A 16898-nucleotide genomic window follows, 5' to 3' on the forward strand; every position below is an offset into this window, starting at 1 on the left:
CATGTATAAACTATTCAAACTACCAGTACCGCTGAAGGCCTCTAATCAGGTCATAGTCACCCTGATGGCACTACTGATGCTCAGCGCCTGCACCGCTGATAAAAGCCCGCAATCAGGGCATACTGGGACAGCAGAGCAGCAGAGTGCGCAGCATGAAGAGATAGATGCACTCACATTCACAGAGGCAGAGCTCAAACAATTTGGTATTTCTATAATCGCGGTGACCTCGCGGCCGCTGCAGGATCAGCTAACACTCACCGCCAATATCGTTGCCAACCAGAACAAGCTGGCCCACGTCACGCCGCGCATAGAAGGCAAATTATCCAAAGTGATCGCCAACCTGGGTGACCAGGTGACTGCCGGGCAACGCCTGGCGGAGATCGACAGTATCCAGATGGGAGAGGCGCGTGCGCAATACCGCAGTTCGCAAAGTGAACTGGCACTGGCACTGGCCAACTTTGAACGCATCTCGCGCCTGCATGAAGACAAAGTGGTGCCGCAAAAGCAGTTGCTAGAGTCGCAATCTGTGCTCGAAAGAGCCAAGTCAGCGGCTTATGCAGATTCAGAGCGCTTGCGCATGTATGGCGGCCTGAGTAAAGAGAATGGCTCCACTTATGTGCTGACCGCGCCGTTTGCCGGGATAGTGCTGGAAAAGAACGCGGTGATAGGCGAACTGGCTAAAACCACAGACAGTATTTTCACTATCGCTGATATGTCTACCGTCTGGATAGAAGCTGATGTACCGGAAAGGGACTTGAAGGATATAGCCATAGGCAAAACCGCTGCCGTGACAGTGAGCGCTTACCCTGAAGAAGTGTTTTCAGGCAAAGTCAGCTATCTGGCAAGTGTGGTGGATAAAACCACGCGGACGGTGAAAGCCCGCATAGAGCTGCGCAACCCTGAGCACAAGTTGCGTATCGATATGTTTGCCACCGCCGTATTAAGCCATGCCGCCAGCCAGCCCGTACTGGTGGTTCCTGCAGAGGCCATCGTGATGATACAAGGCATTCCGCATGTGTATATTGCGCTGCCCCAAACGGTACAGCAACACGCCACGCAACAAAACCCAGTACAGCAGGCGACTTTTGAAGCGCGCCCGGTTGCACTGGGTCAACGGGTGAATGCCGAGGTTGAAATCAAAAGCGGTTTGCGTGAGGGCGAGCACATAGTGCAATCAGGTGTGTATGCCCTGAAAGCCAGACAGCTTAAATCCCAGATCAGCGACGAGCATTAGGAGAAACACCATGTTGCACTGGATATTAGAAACTGCATTGCGTTATAGATTGCTGGTGATTCTGGCCGCTTTGCTGCTGATGTTTTTTGGGGTGAGGGCATGGCAGAGTGTGCCGCTGGATGCTTTCCCAGATGTGACGCCAGCCCAGGTGAATATCTACACCGAATCGCCCGGCCTGGCTTCTGAAGATGTGGAGCAGTTAGTCACTTTCCCGGTGGAAAGTGCCCTGGCTGGCCTCAAAGACATAGAACATATCCGTTCGGTATCGCTGTTCGGCCTATCGTATGTCAGCGTCTATTTTAAAGATCACACTGATATTCAGCAGGCGAGGTTCCTGGTCAGCGAAAAACTGGCGGATATCAAAGCACGCATGACGATGGTGGATGGTGGACCAGGATATGGCGAACCAACCCTGGGACCGAATACTTCCGGACTGGGGCAGGTACTTTGGTATACGCTGAAGTCTGACACCCTGAACGCGATGGAGCTGCGCACCCTGCAGGACTGGACCGTGCGTATGGTGTTGCGGACCACGGCGGGCGTCGATGATATTACCTCCTGGGGCGGGCAGGAAAAGCAATTCCAGGTGCAGATTGATCCGCAAAAACTGTTTAAATACGGGCTCACTTTTACGCAGGTGGTCGAGCGTCTGACGGCCAATAACCGGCAGGTCGGCGGCCAGTTTATCAATGTCGGCCAGGAGCAGTTCTTGGTGCGTGGATTGGGCCTGGTAAAGAATACACGTGATATTGAAAGAATCGTCGTTGCCGAAAGCAATGGCACGCCGGTGTATGTCGAAAATATTGCCAAAGTAATCGAAGGCCCAGGCTTGCGCGTGGGCGCCGTGACGCAGGACGGTAAAGAAGTGGTGATGGGCATGGTGCTGGCGCGCCTGGGCGAGAATGCACAGCAAGTGGTGAATGCCGCCAAGCAGAAACTGGCATTGATCAAAGCGACTCTGCCGAAAGGTGTGACGCTGGAAACAGTGTACGACCGCACCGAGATTATCGACAAAGCAATCCGCATGGCAGACCGGGCAATGGTAGAAGGCGCCTTGCTGGTGATCGCCGTGCTTTTCCTGCTATTGGGCGAAGTGCGCGCCGCGCTGGTGGTTGTAGTCGCCATCCCATTGGGGCGGCTGTTCGCTTTTATATTGATGGAATATTACGGTGTCTCGGCCAATCTCATGTCACTGGGCGGTTTGATTATCGGCCTGGGCATGACCATAGATGGGCCACTGGTACTGGTGGAGAACTGTTACCGGCGGCTGTCGCAGTTTGCGGGGAAAGCGGGTAGTCAGCACAGTGAGAGTCAAACTGAGGTGAATAAAATGCAGGTGGTATTGGCGGCTGCCAAAGAGGTGATCCACCCGATCGCTTTTGGCGTGTTGATCATCACCGTGGTGTTCCTGCCGATATTTTCCCTGTCCGGGCTGGAAGGCAAGCTGTTCAAGCCGCTGGCGATCAATATGACATTCGCCATGCTAGGCTCCATGCTGCTGACACTGACGCTGATCCCTGTGCTGGCCTCGCTGCTATTAAAGCCAGCCGCAGAAAAAGAGCCATGGCTGATACGCAGATGTAAACCGGGTTACCAACGCTGCTTGCAATGGAGCCTGGGGCATCAAAAAGGCATAGTGGCGGTGACCGCACTGGCATTTATTGCCTCACTCATCCTGTTCCCGTTTTTGGGCAAGGAGTTTATGCCCAATCTGCAAGAGCAGGACATCCTGTTCCGGGTGACCAGTATTCCTTCCGCGTCATTGGATCAGTCACTGGCTGTGTCTGACCGCGTCTATGCCAGCCTGAAAAAGATGCCGGAAGTGAAAGGCAGTGTCGCGATGATAGGGCGCGCCGAAAAAGGCGAGATCGCCGATGTGAACTACATGGAAATCCTGGTGCATTTGCAGCCGGTATCCGACTGGCCAGAAAAAATGAGTTATGCACAACTCGCACAAAAATTGCAGTCAGAACTGGAAAAAGCCGTGCCTGAAGTCGTGATTGCTGCTACGCAGCCGATACAGATGCGGGTGGAAGAACTGATTTCTGGCGTGCGTGCGACTTTATCTGCCAAAGTCTACGGCGAAGACTTAGCCACCATAGACCGCATTGCCAACCAGGTGAAAGCCACACTGGCCAGCGTGGAGGGCGTGACAGAGTTATCGCTGGAAGCGAATTTGGGCAAACCGCAATTAAAGATCGCGGTAGACCGGGAAGCCATTGCCCGTTACGGCATGAATGCCGATGATGTGTTGCAAGTGGTGCAGTCCGGCATAGGCGGCAAGCCGGTCTCGGCGGTGATCGATGGCGTGAAGCGTTTTGATATCCAGGTCTGGTTTGCGCCCGAGTTCCGTGCCAACCTCAAAGCCATAGGCGAGATTCCCATCCCGACAGCGCAAGGGGCGTTGATCCCGCTTTCACAAGTGGCGATTTTAAGCACAGAAGAAGGCTATGCTTTTATCCGGCGCGAGCAGTTGCAACGCTATGCCGTGATCCAGATGGATGTGCAAGGGCGCGACATTGATGGCTTTGTGAAACAGGCGCAAGCCAGCATCGCGCAGCAGATTCAATTGCCGAGTGGCTACTGGATAGAGTGGGGCGGTGCATTTGAGCACCAGCAGCGCGCCCTGGGCAAACTGGCAGTGATCGTGCCGTTGACCATAGGCCTGATTTTTGTGCTGCTGTATACCGCGTTCCACTCGCTGCGCTATGCCGGGCTGATACTCGCCAACGTGCCTTTCGCTGCCATGGGCGGTATCTTCGCGCTGGCGATTTCCGGGCAATACCTGTCGGTGCCTGCTGCGATCGGCTTTATTGCGGTGTTTGGCGTGGCGATGTTGAACGGCATAGTGCTGGTGTCATTTATCAATCAATTGCGCACAGAAGGGCGCACAGTCCGCGATGCCGTATTAGAGGGGACGGCCTTGCGTTTACGGCCGGTGATGATGACTGCACTGGTGGAAGTGTTTGGCCTGATCCCATTCGTACTCGCAACCGGTGTAGGCTCAGAGATCCTGCGGCCACTGGCGATTGTGGTGATCAGCGGGTTGCTGACTGCCACCGTACTCACCCTGATTTTTCTGCCAGTCGCCTATGACTGGATGGAATCCGGCAAAGGAATCCCGCCTGTGAACCAGACGCCTTGATTCTAACCGGCATGGGCGGGGGCAGTTATTTGAGGCGCTTAATCAATGATCACCACCCCGTTTTTGCCGTTCTTTTTGGCGGTATACATCGCTTTGTCCGCCAGCCTGATCAGCTCCAGCGGTTCTATGGATTGCGGGTCTGGCCCGCCATAATAGGCAATGCCTATGCTGAGGGTGATATGCAGTTGCGTCTCACCGACCATGACCGGTTCGGCCATGATTTTCTGGATATTATCCGAGATGCGATTAGTGTCATCCTTGGTTTTCAGGTTTTCCAGCACGATTACAAATTCATCACCCGCATACCTGACAGCGGTATCCGACAAGCGGCTACAGTGCTTGATACGGTTGGCGACCTCTTTCAATAATTGGTCACCCGCCTGGTGGCCATGGGTATCATTAATCAGTTTAAAACCATCGAGGTCAATAAACACCAGTGCCAGGTAAACGTGATTCGTCCTGGCGCGCTGGAAGGCTATCGGCAGTATCTCTTCCAGTTTCCGCCGATTGGCAAGGCCGGTCAGGGGGTCATTCCTGGCTTCATTCTTGAGCAGGTTTTCAAGCTGTTTCCGTTCGGTAATATCCCTGAGGAAAGAAGTAAACAATATCTGCTTGTTGATCTCCAGCGCATTGACCTGCAATTCGATGGGGATGCGGATGCCATCTTTGCGCACCGCTTCCAGTTCGATGCGCGTGCCCGCGATCCTCGATTTTTTTTCAGTCAGGTAGCGGTGCATGCCATGGTGGTGGGCATCTTGTGATTCGGTCGGAATAATGAGTTTTTCCAGTTTTTTGCCGATGGCCTCGTGTTCCAGCCAGCCAAAGGTATGTTCCGCCTGCTTGTTCCACGCCGTGACCAGCCCTTCCGCATCCATACAGATATAAGCCTCATTGGCATTGTCGAGGATGGTCCTCAACTCCAGTTCTTTATTCTGCAACTCTTGCTCGGAATTGATCTTTTCCTGATAGGCCTTCGAAAGGGATTGGTTGACCCGGTGCAGTTCATCGGTGCGTTGCGCTACTTTTTCCTCCAGCGTTTTCCTCAGCGCAGTCAATGCAAACTCGGTTTCTTTGGCGGCCTGGATATCCTTCACAATGGCGATAAAGTAATCCAGCTCACCGTTCTCAGATGTATGTTTGGTGATCGTGATTTCAACCCAGATAATGTTTTTGTCTTTGCGGATATATCTTTTTTCCAGCTGGTAGCGGTCTATCTTCCCGGCCACTAACTGGTCTAGTAAATTGAGGTCGGTATTCAAGTCTTCAGGATGGGTGATGTCCTGGAAAGTGAGGTCCAGCAGTTCTGTTTGTGTGTAATCCACAATCTTGCATAACTCATCGTTGACCTGCAACCAGCTGCCAACCGGGTTGACCAGCGCAATGCCGACGCCGGCACTTTCAAACACACTTTTGAATTTGCTCTTGGCCAGGTCAATAGAGTCTTGCGCGCTGAGCATACGCTCGCGGAACTGGATTTCTTTGGTCGCCAGTTGCGCCAGGTCATTGAGCGCTTTTAATTCGCTGACGCTGGGGCGTTTGGGTTTATTGTCGATGACGCATAAGGTGCCGAGTGAATAGCCTTCTACGCTTTTAATGGGAATACCCGCATAAAAGCGGATATTCGGGGCATTCACCACCAGCGGGTTGCTGGCGAAGCGTTCATCATTACTGGCGTCTTCAACGATAAGCTCCTTGCCACTACTGACTGCGTGGGTACAAAAGGAGATATCGCGGGCTGTTTCTGTCGCTTCTATGCCGTGCCTGGATTTAAACCATTGCCGGTTTTCATCCACCAGGGAAATGACAGAGATGGGCGTGCCGAGAATGGTTGAGGCGACACGGGTAATACAATCAAAGAATTCATCCGGGTCAGAATCCAGTAATCCCAATGACCTTAATTTGGCGAGTCTTAATTTTTCATGACTGGTCACAATGTCTCCCGGGAATGATTTCATTCAAACTATATAAAAATGTTCATAAAATATATAGTCATAAAAGAGTCAGTTTGAGAGCGTTTTTCTTCGCTTTACATTCAGACCTCTGTGAAACCGGGACGTTCGTTTTAAATGAACGCTTGCAGGCAAGACACCATGATTTCGGGCATGGCTACGCTATAGAGGAGCAATCAATCGAATCAGGATTGTTTAAGGTAACAGGGTTTTATGATCAATAGGGAGTCAGCAGGCAATCACGCCTGGACTCCCTGATTATCTGCAGAAAGCGTTACTTTTTAGATGGTGCTGCGTGTTTTCTTGGGTCTTCCGCCGGGTTGGTATAAGTGATGTCCCAGGGCCCGGTGGCTATCAGTTCAACAATCGTTTCCTGGTCGGTTGTCCACACATAGTGTGTATGGCCGGTAGGTAATACAAAACTGGAGCCCGCATTCAGCACTTCGCCTTTGGTTTTGTCCAGCACGTTACCCATGCCATTGCCCAGTTTGCCACTGAGCACAGTCACTACTTCAGTAAAGGGATGCGTATGCGGCGGGATCGGGTAATTGGCAGGAAACTTGAGCCAGGCAATAAACACGCCCTTTTTAGTCGGGTCACCGACCAGGATGGCGCTCTTGGCCCCTTTGGGCAAGATGGGTTCATCTTGCCATTTAACAGTGGCGGGTGTGAAAGATTGCATGGTGCTGGCATGCATGCGCTCAATATTGTCTTGCGCAAAAGCAGCGGATGCCACAGCGAAAGTCAGGGATGTGGTGAGTAGTAGATTTTTCATGGATTTCCTCTCAGATAATGAAATATTTCTTGGCATATACAGATCTGTATATGCGTAAGGTATTTTTGCGCAATCCAGGATTATCCGGCTGTATTTATTCATGAGCGCCTACTAAGGGAAATGCTGATTCCTCCCTGCGATAAATCTTTAGAGGCGGTTGGTATATGGCAACATTGTCTACAGTCAATGCTGGCGAGTTTATCTTTATCGCGGCAATTAATTCAGAAACTAACCGATAAAAACATTGTTTTTGCGTCAAAACAAGCCAGGCTTGTTAAAATAAAATCTTTACAAACCACTCAGTGATCAAAAACCAGTGTTTCGTAAACCCAGTCAGACCTTAAAAAGCTTTTGTGTTGCTATGCTGGCTACACTCTTCGCTTTTTTGTTCTGGTATTTCCTTTTTGAATACCAGCGCCAGAAAGATGAGAGTGAAGCCTATCTTGAAGCGGCGTCCTACGGCAGTGTGCTGCGTTCTGAAATGGACCGCGAGTTGAACGCGCTGCTGTTTATCTCCAACGGCTTATCCAGCTTTATCAAAGTCTACCGCAATGAGTTAGAGACTAAAAAAGTACAGGCGATCCTGGCTGACCTGTGGAAACAGGCCCGACATGTGAGAAACCTGGCAGTGGCCGTCAATTACAAACTGGCCTATGTCTACCCCGAAAAATCCAATGAGAAAATCGTCGGTATCGATTACCGTGATGTGCCTGCGCAGTGGGAGAAAGTCAAACTGGCGATCGATTCCAGAGAGGGCGTGCTGGATGGCCCGCTGGAACTGATCCAGGGCGGTAGCGGCATGATTTACCGCTTCCCGATCTTTGTCGATGACGAGTACTGGGGGATCATGTCCACCGTGATTGATACGCATGCTTTTTTAGAGGACGCATTTAAAGATCACCTGCGCCAGGAATTCACGTTTGCGATCAGGACCGCCGATAACAAGCACGTGTTTTATGGCGATCCGGCGTTGTTCAAGCAAAAGCACGTGTATATCCAGGAAAGTCTGGTGCCCAATGGCAAGTGGGAATGGGCGATTGAGAACAAAAAAATCCATGATTTGCATGACCGCAGGTTCGGCGTCTCACTCAGCCTGCTTTTTAGCCTACTGGTCGGCGTGTTTGCCTATTTTTTTGCTAAAGAACGCTACTACCTGTCTGAAGGTGCCTTGATGGATAGCCTGACCGGTTTGCCCAACCGGCGCTTGCTGGAGAATCGCCTGAACTATGTGCATTCTGAAGCCAAACGTTTTAGCAAAATGTTTGGCCTGATGGCGCTGGATGTCGATCACTTTAAAAGTATCAATGACAATTACGGCCACGACGTAGGTGATGAGGTGATCAAGCAGGTGGCGGATGTACTTAAATTCAATATCCGCGATGTGGATACGGTCAGCCGCATCGGCGGCGATGAATTTGTGATTGTGGTGAGGGACCAGCATTCAGAAGAAAGCCTGGTCAAGGTGGCAACCAAGTTGCTCAATGTATTTAAAAAGCCGATGCAAATCCATGGTCATGAGATTACCGTGCAGTTAAGCATAGGTCTGGCTTTGTTTGAACCCACTTCTGAATTTACCCTGAAGCAGTTGTTCAAGCAGGCAGATATTGCGCTGTATCGCGCTAAGCAAAAAGGCCGCAACACTTACAGTTTTAAAAATTAACGGTTGCGGCGCTTACACCTCTGAAAAGACGTAACGGTCTTTGCCCAGGTTTTTGGCTTCATACAGGGCAGCATCACCGCGTTCAAACAAATGATCCACCGACACCTGGTTGCCATTAAACAGTACAAACCCCATGCTGGCGGTGACCTTGAATACATGTTCATCGATCTCATAATGCTGGTTGAGCAGGGTTTTCATGCGAGCACAGAATTGCAGCGTGGTTTCCTTGGCGGTTTGAAAGTCGGTGCCGGTGTCGCTGATGATCAGCACAAACTCATCGCCCCCCAATCTGGCCGCTGTATCGTTGCCGCGCACCGAGCGTTGCAGGCGCTTGGCCACCTGTTTCAATAATTCGTCCCCGCTGGCGTGGCCGTAAGTGTCATTGATATGCTTGAATTTATCCAGATCCAGCATGATGAGTGCCCCGTGCACAGACATGCGCTGGCAATTCGCCATGGTGATTTCCAGCCGTTCATGCATCAGCCTGCGATTGGCAAGCCCGGTGAGCACGTCATGTAATGCCAGGTAGTTGGCACGCTCTTCGGCCAGTTTGCGTTCAGTGATATCGGCGCGGATAGCGACATACTGCAAGGGTTTATTATCCGGGCCTAGAAAAGGCACAATCGTCGTATGCACCCAATACAGGCTGCCATCTTTGGCGCGATTGCAGATCTCGCCATTCCACACCTGGCCGGATGAGATCGTCTGCCACAGATCCTTGAAAAAAGCAGTGGGATGCACGCCGGAGTTAATGATCTTGTGCGTGCGGCCAATCAGCTCTGCCCGCGAGAACTTGGATATCTCGCAGAATTTGTCATTCACCTTGGTGATGATGCCGTTGCGATCAGTGAATGCCACAATCGCATGGGCATCGAGGGCGGCGTTCAGCTCTGTTAACTCACGCACAAACTGCCGGACTTTTTGCTGCATGATCTCCTGGTCGGAGGTGTCCAGGATAATCATCAGCACGCCGCCATCATTGTGTTCATCCGGCTCGGGCACCACCTGTACATGCCGGTAAGCCATTTTGGAATCGACTTTTTCTATCGAATAATTAAAGTTGCCATGCTTGCCCTCGAGCGCTTTTGCCAGGTGCATCCTGGCCGTTTCGCGGATCTCATGCGGCAATATCTCATCCACATGTTTGCCTATGGTGTCATCCAGGTGAAAGCCCATGACTTTCTCATGCGTGGTGTTCACATAACGGTAACGCAGACTGTGATCCAGCCGGGCGATCGAAAGTGGCAGTGCCTGGATCAAGGTATTCAGTTCGGTCTGGTTTTGCTGCTGGATTTGCTTCAGGTTCTGCGAATATTGCTCAAATGTGAAAACAAAGGTCAGCTTGGACAACAAGGTATAAGCCACCAGTGTAAACACATGGCTGGCCAGTTCACCAAGGTCAGAAGCCGTTTCGTGCGATTGCAGGCACAGCAAACTCAAGCCGGAAAAGACACAGGTATAAGCCAGCTGGCAAGCGCGCTCGTGTTGCAGCAAGGTGGCTGTGGGTTGTGAGAACAATAAATAAGCCAGCCCGAAATACAGCAAAGCCACCATATACCCGGCCACTGCATATGCAAAAATAGAATTGGCGGATTGCACATGCGCGGCAGGCGTGTAGGGTTCAGTAATGAGGACCAGCACTGCTGCAAAACTCAAGCCTGCCATCAATAATGTTTTGCGGCTGGCACGCAGCTTGATGCCAAAGGTTAATGCGGCAAACACCATGATCTCGAACACCCTGGCGTAAAACAAAAACACCGTGGTTTTGTGCGTCGGGTCGAACGTGTGTTCATCGACAAAGCCATACAGGTAGGCGGCATGCATGATAAACACCAGCGAAAATCCGGTCAGCAGAATGTGGTTCACATTCCTTTCCGCCCCGGCGCGCGCAAACCCTAATTCTGCAGGCAGGCTGTTCCATGCGGTGATAGCAATGAGTGCTGAAATCACGATCACAAACAGTTCGGCAAGCAATTGCATTTCCATCAGCGCTTCGGAAACGATGGGCGACAGCACCTGTTGTGGCACCACATACACGGTCAGTGTCAGCAGCATGGCGGCTGCGACAAGGTTTCTTAAACTAAAAAATGCCTTCATGGGTCACCTGCGTATGGTTCAGGGCAAAAGTGGTAAAGGCATCTCCAAACAAGGGCATGGAGATCAGGTAGCCTTGCAGCTCATCTACGCCGCAGGCGACCATGCAGATCCGTTCATCTTCCGATTCGATGCCCTCGGCCACTGTCCTGATACGCAGGTCTTTTGCCATCTGGATAGAGGCGCGGATGATCGGCAGGCTGCCGGTGCGTATGCTTTGTACAAAGCTACGGTCAATTTTCAGCTCATGGATGGGTAAAGTATGCAGCAGGCTGAGTGACGAATAACCGGTGCCAAAATCATCAATTGATAGCTCAACCCCTAGTTGTCTGAGTTTTTTCAGCTTTTCAATGGTGAGCTCAGGCCGCAGCATGGCGGCTGATTCTGTAATTTCAAAACAGATAGACGCAGGCGGCACTTTGTATTTGTTCAGTAAGGCGGCAATGGTTTCAACCAGGTCGGGTTGCTCAAGCTGGAAAGGCGATAAATTGATCGACAGCCGCAGATACAAGTGGTCAGCGATCCAGCGTGCCTGTTGTGCCAGGGATTGATGCAGGATCAACTGGCCGATGGCATTGATCAGCCCGTATTTTTCGGCGATGGGGATGAACTTGGCCGGGCTGATAAACTGGTTGTCGCCAGTGCTCCAGCGCAGCAATGCTTCGGCACCGATCAACTCGCCCGAATTGGCATCCACTTTGGGCTGGAAAGCCAGTTTAAATTCCGAGTCATGGATGGCTTTACGCAGCTGGCCCTGGATCTCCAGTTCGTCGCGGGTATCTTTCAGCATGTGTGGTTCAAAGCTTAACCAGCTGACGCTGCTGCGTTGCGCATAGTCACAGGCCGAACGCGCCATGGAAGGCAGTTGCGTCAGCTCACCATAAGAGTTGGCGGTGGCAAAACCAATCTGACAGCCTACCGAAATAGACTTGCCATCGATTTCAAAAGACTGCGAAATGTGCTCGCTCAGATGCGAGGCAAATGCCGGAATCTCAGGGATGTAATGGGTGGACAATATCTCGAATACATTCTCCGACACACGATAAAGCGTGCTGCTTTGCAGTTTGTGTTCGTTGATACGGTCTTTTATCAGGTGAATGACTTTATTGCCGAACTCCTGTCCCCACGAGTCACAAATCGACTCATAACTGACCAGCAGGATTTTGATCAGGTGGGCATGGTTGTGGTTGGTTTTGACCAGCTCGCGCAACTTCTGGTCCAGCGCATTGCGGTTGGGCAACTCGGTAATGGTGTCTACAAACAGCAGTTGTTCCAGTAACTCTGTTTTATTGGTCAGGTTACGGTTTTGCTCTTGCAGCTTCGATTCGATCCGCGCTTCGATATTGCTGGTAAACATCATGCTGGCGGCCAGGATCAGCCCGCAGATGATTACTATAGTTGCCAGCGTGCCAGTAGAGAAAGCAGCGTTGTTGATGCAAAAACTGCCTTGCGGAAAGCTGGCGCCTATCACCCCGGTGTAATGCACAAAAAATAAAACCACGCCCAGCGCCAGGGCAACAAAAAAACGCACGTTCCGTTTTTTAGAAGCGGGTAGTTTGGTTTTCCATTGCGTCCATGCCACGGCGCCCAAGCTGAGCACGATGGCGAGCACCAGCGATGTCAGCACCCATGCCCAATCCCACTTGGCGCCCGGCACGGTCTGCGCAGAAAAAATGCCCAGATAATGCATGATGCCGAGGCCGATCGTGAAGCCCAGCGTACGCAACAGGATATAAGTGGAAAATAGCGGCGCCTTCATTCTGAAAGCCGAGATCAGCGAATAAGCCGCGAGTATGGAAATGATCAGCGAGGTGAAGGTGAGTGTGGTATCAAAGTAAAGCGTGAAGCCCGGATGCCAGCCTAACATGCCGATAAAGTGAAAAGCCCAGATACCAAACCCGAGTAGCAATGTCTGCCAGATGCGCCATTTGCGGGCATTCAGGTAATCCAGGCTGCGGATGGTGGACTCGATGACGAGCACCCCCCACCAGATACTGCACGACATCAGCAGTGAGAGCAAAACTACAAACGGGTTATTCTGGCCCGTCAGAAAGTAGCCAAGTGTCGACATAGGTTCCTTGCTCTGATCCTAATCTAGGAAACGTTAATCCAGGAAAACGTTAAAAAAATCAGATAAATGCAAAGATGCTGATTAGCATTAGTGACTCGCTAAGCTGGTTCAAGTTCATCTTTTGCAAGGGTGTTACTTGTTCACTCAGAGATTGCGCATTTAAAACCTATGCCGACCAGGCTATAAATGCTTGTGTAACCTCATCTCCTGATTGCCATGATAGCATTGCATTTTTATTTATATCAATTCAATGATGAAGTTGAAGAGAAATATTTTTACATTGGTTTATTGTTCCTCACTTTTACTGCCGGTAGCCCAGGCCTCAGAAGAACCCGTTTTTCGAGAGACCGACGCGGCACACAGCGATCGTTTGCTAAGAATCCCCGAACCTATGGTGTATGACCTGGTGCGTCCGTTAGGGGTGAGGCAGGGCGATATGGAAATCAATGCGCTGGTGGATATCAACCAGCAAACCAACGATGTCAACTGGGCACCTGAGGTTGAGTATGGCCTGGCAGATGACCTGGCGCTGGAGCTTGAATTGCCATTTGAAGATGCCAGCCATGAAAGATACAAGGTGGCGATTCAAAAAACCTTAGGTATTTATAACCATCTGGGCATGGCGAATGGCTGGCAGGCATTTGTGGACCTCAATAAACATACCAAGACCCTTTCTGGTGACGCGACGTATATTCACGCTATCCGCTGGGCGGATAGCTGGTCTTCACTCAGTATGCTGGGAGTGCGCATTCATGGCATTAATCGCAGTGCCGAGGTCGAGTATCTGCTGAACAACACTGTGTTCTATGATGTTTCTCCTAGGCTGACGTTAGGGCTGGAACTGAACCAGGAAGTGAGTAGCGGCGGGTCGTGGCGTTACCGGCTGACGCCGCAACTGCACTATGATATCAACCAGCACTACACCATACAGGCGGGGGCTGCGACTTCCACACTCAATGCGACTGGTAAAACTGAAAAATTATGGAGTTTCAGGCTGATACGCGTGTTTTAGTGGCAGTTGCCCGCGCGATACGCACTGTTATGCGTTAGAAAGGCAATCCCGGTATGTGCCATGCCAAACGCCACTTGCCGAAATGTAAAGGCTGGCAGTTGATGCAGAATGCACTGTCAGAAGTGCATGCCAGACGGACACAGGACTCAGGTTTTCTCCAGGCTGATCGCCGGATGTCTGATTTTTGCCTAAGGTAAAAAATATATTGTAATCATTAAGATTTAATTAATTGTATTTAGATGGTTTTAATTTTTCATATCCTGCATAATCGGTTCCACAATCCAAACAATAGTTATTTCATGTGACGAAAGTTGAATTGATGTAAGTGGTCACACCTATTCGACATGTGTTCCTTTATCCGCTATTCACTCTTTTTATTCTTTAGTCTGACCAGTGTTTGTCAGGCTATTGCCACGCCGGAAAATGCCATCACTGTCATCAGTGATGATAATTATCCACCTTATTTATTCCGCGATGACCAGGGCAATACCGTCGGCATCGTGGCGGATTACTGGAAACTGTGGGAGCAGAAAACCGGTGTCGATGTCACACTGGTTTCTACCACCTGGGAGATGGCGCAACAGCAATTGCTGAGCGGCCATGCGGATGTCATTGAAATGATTTTTCGCAATCCCGAGCGTGAAACGAAATATGCGTTTTCAGCGCCTTATGCCACGGTCTCTGTCGGCATCTATTCACATGCCAGCATGGGCGGGTTGATCTCTGCCGAGTCGCTGGCCGGTTTTACTGTTGGTGTGCAAAAAGGAGATGGCTGCATTTTTCAGCTGAAAGAGGCCGGGGTGAAGTCTTTCAGGGTGTATAACAGTTATGACGAGATTATCCACGCGACCCTGAACCAGCAAGTCATGATCAGTTGCATGGATGATTATCCTGCGCGCTACTACCTGTACCGCCTGGGCGCGGAGGATAGCATTCTGCGCTCATTCACCCTGTATCACGGCAAATTCCATCGCGCAGTCAAAAAAGACAATCCGCAGATACTCGCCCTGATTGAGCAGGGAGCTGCAAGCATCACTGCCGCGGAGCTGGAGGCCATAGAAGCCAAATGGAAAGGTAGCCGTGTGCCGCGCAACCCTTATTCGAGACAGGTGATTCTGGCGCTGGTATTTGTGCTGGTGGTGGCGGTGGTGCTGGCATTGCTGGTGTTTACTTTGCGTGTGGCTGTCAGGCGGAAAACCGCCGAGATCGAGAGTAAAAGCCAGGAGATAGAAAACCAGCGTTTGCGCCTGACAGAGATCATTGATGCGACCCGGGCAGGCACCTGGGAGTGGAATATGCAGACCGGCGAATGCCAGTTTAACGCACGCTGGGCCGAGATCGTGGGCTACACGCTAGACGAACTCAAACCGCTGTCGCTTGAAACTGCCAAGACCCTGATGCACCCCGATGATTTGCAGATGGCCATGCAGCTGATTGAACGCCATCTCAACCAGGAAATGGATTTTTATGAGTGCGATATCCGTATGCGCCACAAAGACGGGCGCTGGATCTGGGTGTCTGACCGTGGCAGCCTGATCTCGCGCACCCCGACTGGCGAGCCGCTGGTGATGCATGGCACGCATTTCGATATCACCGAGAAAAAAGCCGCCGAAGAAGCCATCTGGCGGCAGGCGAATTATGACAGCCTGACCCAGTTGCCCAATCGCCATTACTTCAACAAGCGGCTGGTGGAAGCGATTCAGGAAGCGGCACTAAAACAGCAGCGGCTGACCCTGCTGTTTCTCGATCTTGATCAGTTTAAAGATGTGAACGATACGCTGGGCCATCACAGAGGCGATGATCTGCTGATCGAAGTCGGGCGCCGCATCCGGCAGAACCTGGTGGATAGCGCGACCGTGGCCCGCCTGGGGGGCGATGAGTTCGCCGTGATCCTGCCGGATGAAGTGGCCGACCTGCAAACGCTATGCAAGCAGTTGCTGCAGCATATCTCTCATTCTTATATCCTGGGCGGTGAACGCATCTTTGTCACTGCCAGCATCGGCATTAGCCAGTTTCCCGATGATGCCGCTAATGCGGAAGAGATGATCCAGCACTCGGACCAGGCGATGTACGAAGCCAAGAGCCGCGGTCGCGATAATGTGTGCTATTTCTCAGTAGCGATGCGCGAAGCACTAACGCAGCGTACCTCGTTAGCAAGGGATTTGCGCACCGCGGTAGAAAACAATGAGTTACGTGATTTTTACCAGCCTATCATCTGCCTGCGTAGTGACAGAATCGTCAAAGCTGAAACACTCATGCGCTGGCAGCACCCCAAGCGCGGATTGATCAGCCCGGCCTTATTTATCCCGGTGGCAGAAGAAACCGGCGAAATCATCCGCATGGGCGACTGGATTTTCAGGCAAGCGGCACAAAATGCCTTGAAATGGCAGGCACTGGTGGGCGATGAGTTTGCCATCAGCGTGAACAAGTCCCCGATGCAGTTTATCGAGCCCTCAGCCATGAGCAGCGACTGGATGCAACTGATGCAAGAGCTTGGCCTGGAAGGCAAGCGTATCGTGGTTGAAATCACTGAAGGCCTGTTGCTGAATCCTGACCCGGTGGTTGAGCAACGTCTGCTGCACTTCAGGGATATGGGCGTTCAGGTCGCCATTGATGATTTTGGTACCGGCTATTCATCTTTATCTTACCTGAGCAAGTTTGATATTGATTTCCTCAAGATCGACCAATCGTTTACACGCGAGCTGAACGAAGGCAACGAAAGTTATGTGTTATGCGAGGCCATCATCGTCATGGCGCATAAACTGGGCCTTAAAGTCATTGCCGAAGGCGTGGAAACCGCCTTGCAGCGCGACCTGCTGCGTGACATCCATTGCGATTATGCTCAGGGATTCTTCTATTCCCCGCCTGTTCCGGCAGAAGCGTTTGAGCAATTACTAGAAGCCGAAGCCCAAAAAGCAGACCCTGCTGCGCCTAAAGCGGATATTTGCTAGCACCTGG

General features: G+C 51.3%; 9 protein-coding genes. 5 read left to right on the top strand and 4 right to left on the bottom strand.

The window, feature by feature from the left end; translation table 11 throughout:
* Position 1: 1 nt before the first annotated feature.
* Both ACTS9Y_RS07955 and ACTS9Y_RS07960 read left to right on the top strand, forming a co-directional pair.
* Complete coding sequence (locus ACTS9Y_RS07955; protein WP_442585413.1) at positions 2-1234, top strand: efflux RND transporter periplasmic adaptor subunit; 1233 nt, start codon at positions 2-4, stop codon at positions 1232-1234.
* A gap of 10 nt (positions 1235-1244) precedes the next feature.
* Complete coding sequence (locus ACTS9Y_RS07960) at positions 1245-4379, top strand: efflux RND transporter permease subunit (protein ID WP_442585414.1); 3135 nt, start codon at positions 1245-1247, stop codon at positions 4377-4379.
* Positions 4380-4417: 38 nt separating this feature from the next.
* Here ACTS9Y_RS07960 and ACTS9Y_RS07965 read toward each other — a convergent pair whose 3' ends face one another.
* Positions 4418-6310, bottom strand: coding sequence for a PAS domain S-box protein (locus ACTS9Y_RS07965; protein WP_442585415.1), 1893 nt, complete (start codon positions 6308-6310; stop codon positions 4418-4420).
* Positions 6311-6602: 292 nt separating this feature from the next.
* On the bottom strand, positions 6603-7103 hold the full coding sequence (locus tag ACTS9Y_RS07970) for a cupin domain-containing protein (RefSeq protein WP_442585416.1): 501 nt from the start codon (positions 7101-7103) through the stop codon (positions 6603-6605).
* A 361-nt stretch (positions 7104-7464) separates the two neighbouring features.
* Here ACTS9Y_RS07970 and ACTS9Y_RS07975 point away from each other — a divergent pair, with 361 nt between their 5' ends.
* Entirely contained in the window at positions 7465-8763 is a 1299-nt protein-coding gene (locus tag ACTS9Y_RS07975; RefSeq protein WP_442585417.1) for a diguanylate cyclase domain-containing protein, read from the top strand.
* Between the two features lie 12 nt (positions 8764-8775).
* On the opposite strand, the gene ACTS9Y_RS07980 is transcribed toward ACTS9Y_RS07975, so the two are convergent.
* Positions 8776-10860: a diguanylate cyclase domain-containing protein gene (locus ACTS9Y_RS07980; RefSeq protein ID WP_442585418.1), complete on the bottom strand. Its 2085-nt coding sequence runs from the start codon at positions 10858-10860 to the stop codon at positions 8776-8778.
* Complete coding sequence (locus tag ACTS9Y_RS07985; RefSeq protein ID WP_442585419.1) at positions 10844-12928, bottom strand: EAL domain-containing protein; 2085 nt, start codon at positions 12926-12928, stop codon at positions 10844-10846. The genes ACTS9Y_RS07980 and ACTS9Y_RS07985 overlap by 17 nt, the downstream gene beginning before the upstream one ends.
* A 370-nt stretch (positions 12929-13298) precedes the next feature.
* Here ACTS9Y_RS07985 and ACTS9Y_RS07990 point away from each other — a divergent pair, with 370 nt between their 5' ends.
* Positions 13299-13940: a hypothetical protein gene (locus ACTS9Y_RS07990; protein WP_442585420.1), complete on the top strand. Its 642-nt coding sequence runs from the start codon at positions 13299-13301 to the stop codon at positions 13938-13940.
* 344 nt (positions 13941-14284) lie between these two features.
* Positions 14285-16891, top strand: coding sequence for an EAL domain-containing protein (locus tag ACTS9Y_RS07995; protein WP_442585421.1), 2607 nt, complete (start codon positions 14285-14287; stop codon positions 16889-16891).
* The last annotated feature ends 7 nt before the right edge of the window (positions 16892-16898 follow it).

It is taken from the genome of Methylophilus sp., assembly GCF_052173275.1.
In the GTDB taxonomy this organism is placed as follows: Bacteria; Pseudomonadota; Gammaproteobacteria; order Burkholderiales; family Methylophilaceae; genus Methylophilus.

Bases quoted from the DNA above. Each gene is read 5' to 3' on its own strand.
- ACTS9Y_RS07975 (WP_442585417.1), top strand. From the start codon at position 7,465: ATGCTGGCTACACTCTTCGCTTTTTTGTTCTGGTATTTCCTTTTTGAA.
- ACTS9Y_RS07955 (WP_442585413.1), top strand. From the start codon at position 2: ATGTATAAACTATTCAAACTACCAGTACCGCTGAAGGCCTCTAATCAG.
- ACTS9Y_RS07960 (WP_442585414.1), top strand. From the start codon at position 1,245: ATGTTGCACTGGATATTAGAAACTGCATTGCGTTATAGATTGCTGGTG.
- ACTS9Y_RS07970 (WP_442585416.1), bottom strand. From the start codon at position 7,103: ATGAAAAATCTACTACTCACCACATCCCTGACTTTCGCTGTGGCATCC.
- ACTS9Y_RS07985 (WP_442585419.1), bottom strand. From the start codon at position 12,928: ATGTCGACACTTGGCTACTTTCTGACGGGCCAGAATAACCCGTTTGTA.
- ACTS9Y_RS07995 (WP_442585421.1), top strand. From the start codon at position 14,285: ATGTGTTCCTTTATCCGCTATTCACTCTTTTTATTCTTTAGTCTGACC.
- ACTS9Y_RS07980 (WP_442585418.1), bottom strand. From the start codon at position 10,860: ATGAAGGCATTTTTTAGTTTAAGAAACCTTGTCGCAGCCGCCATGCTG.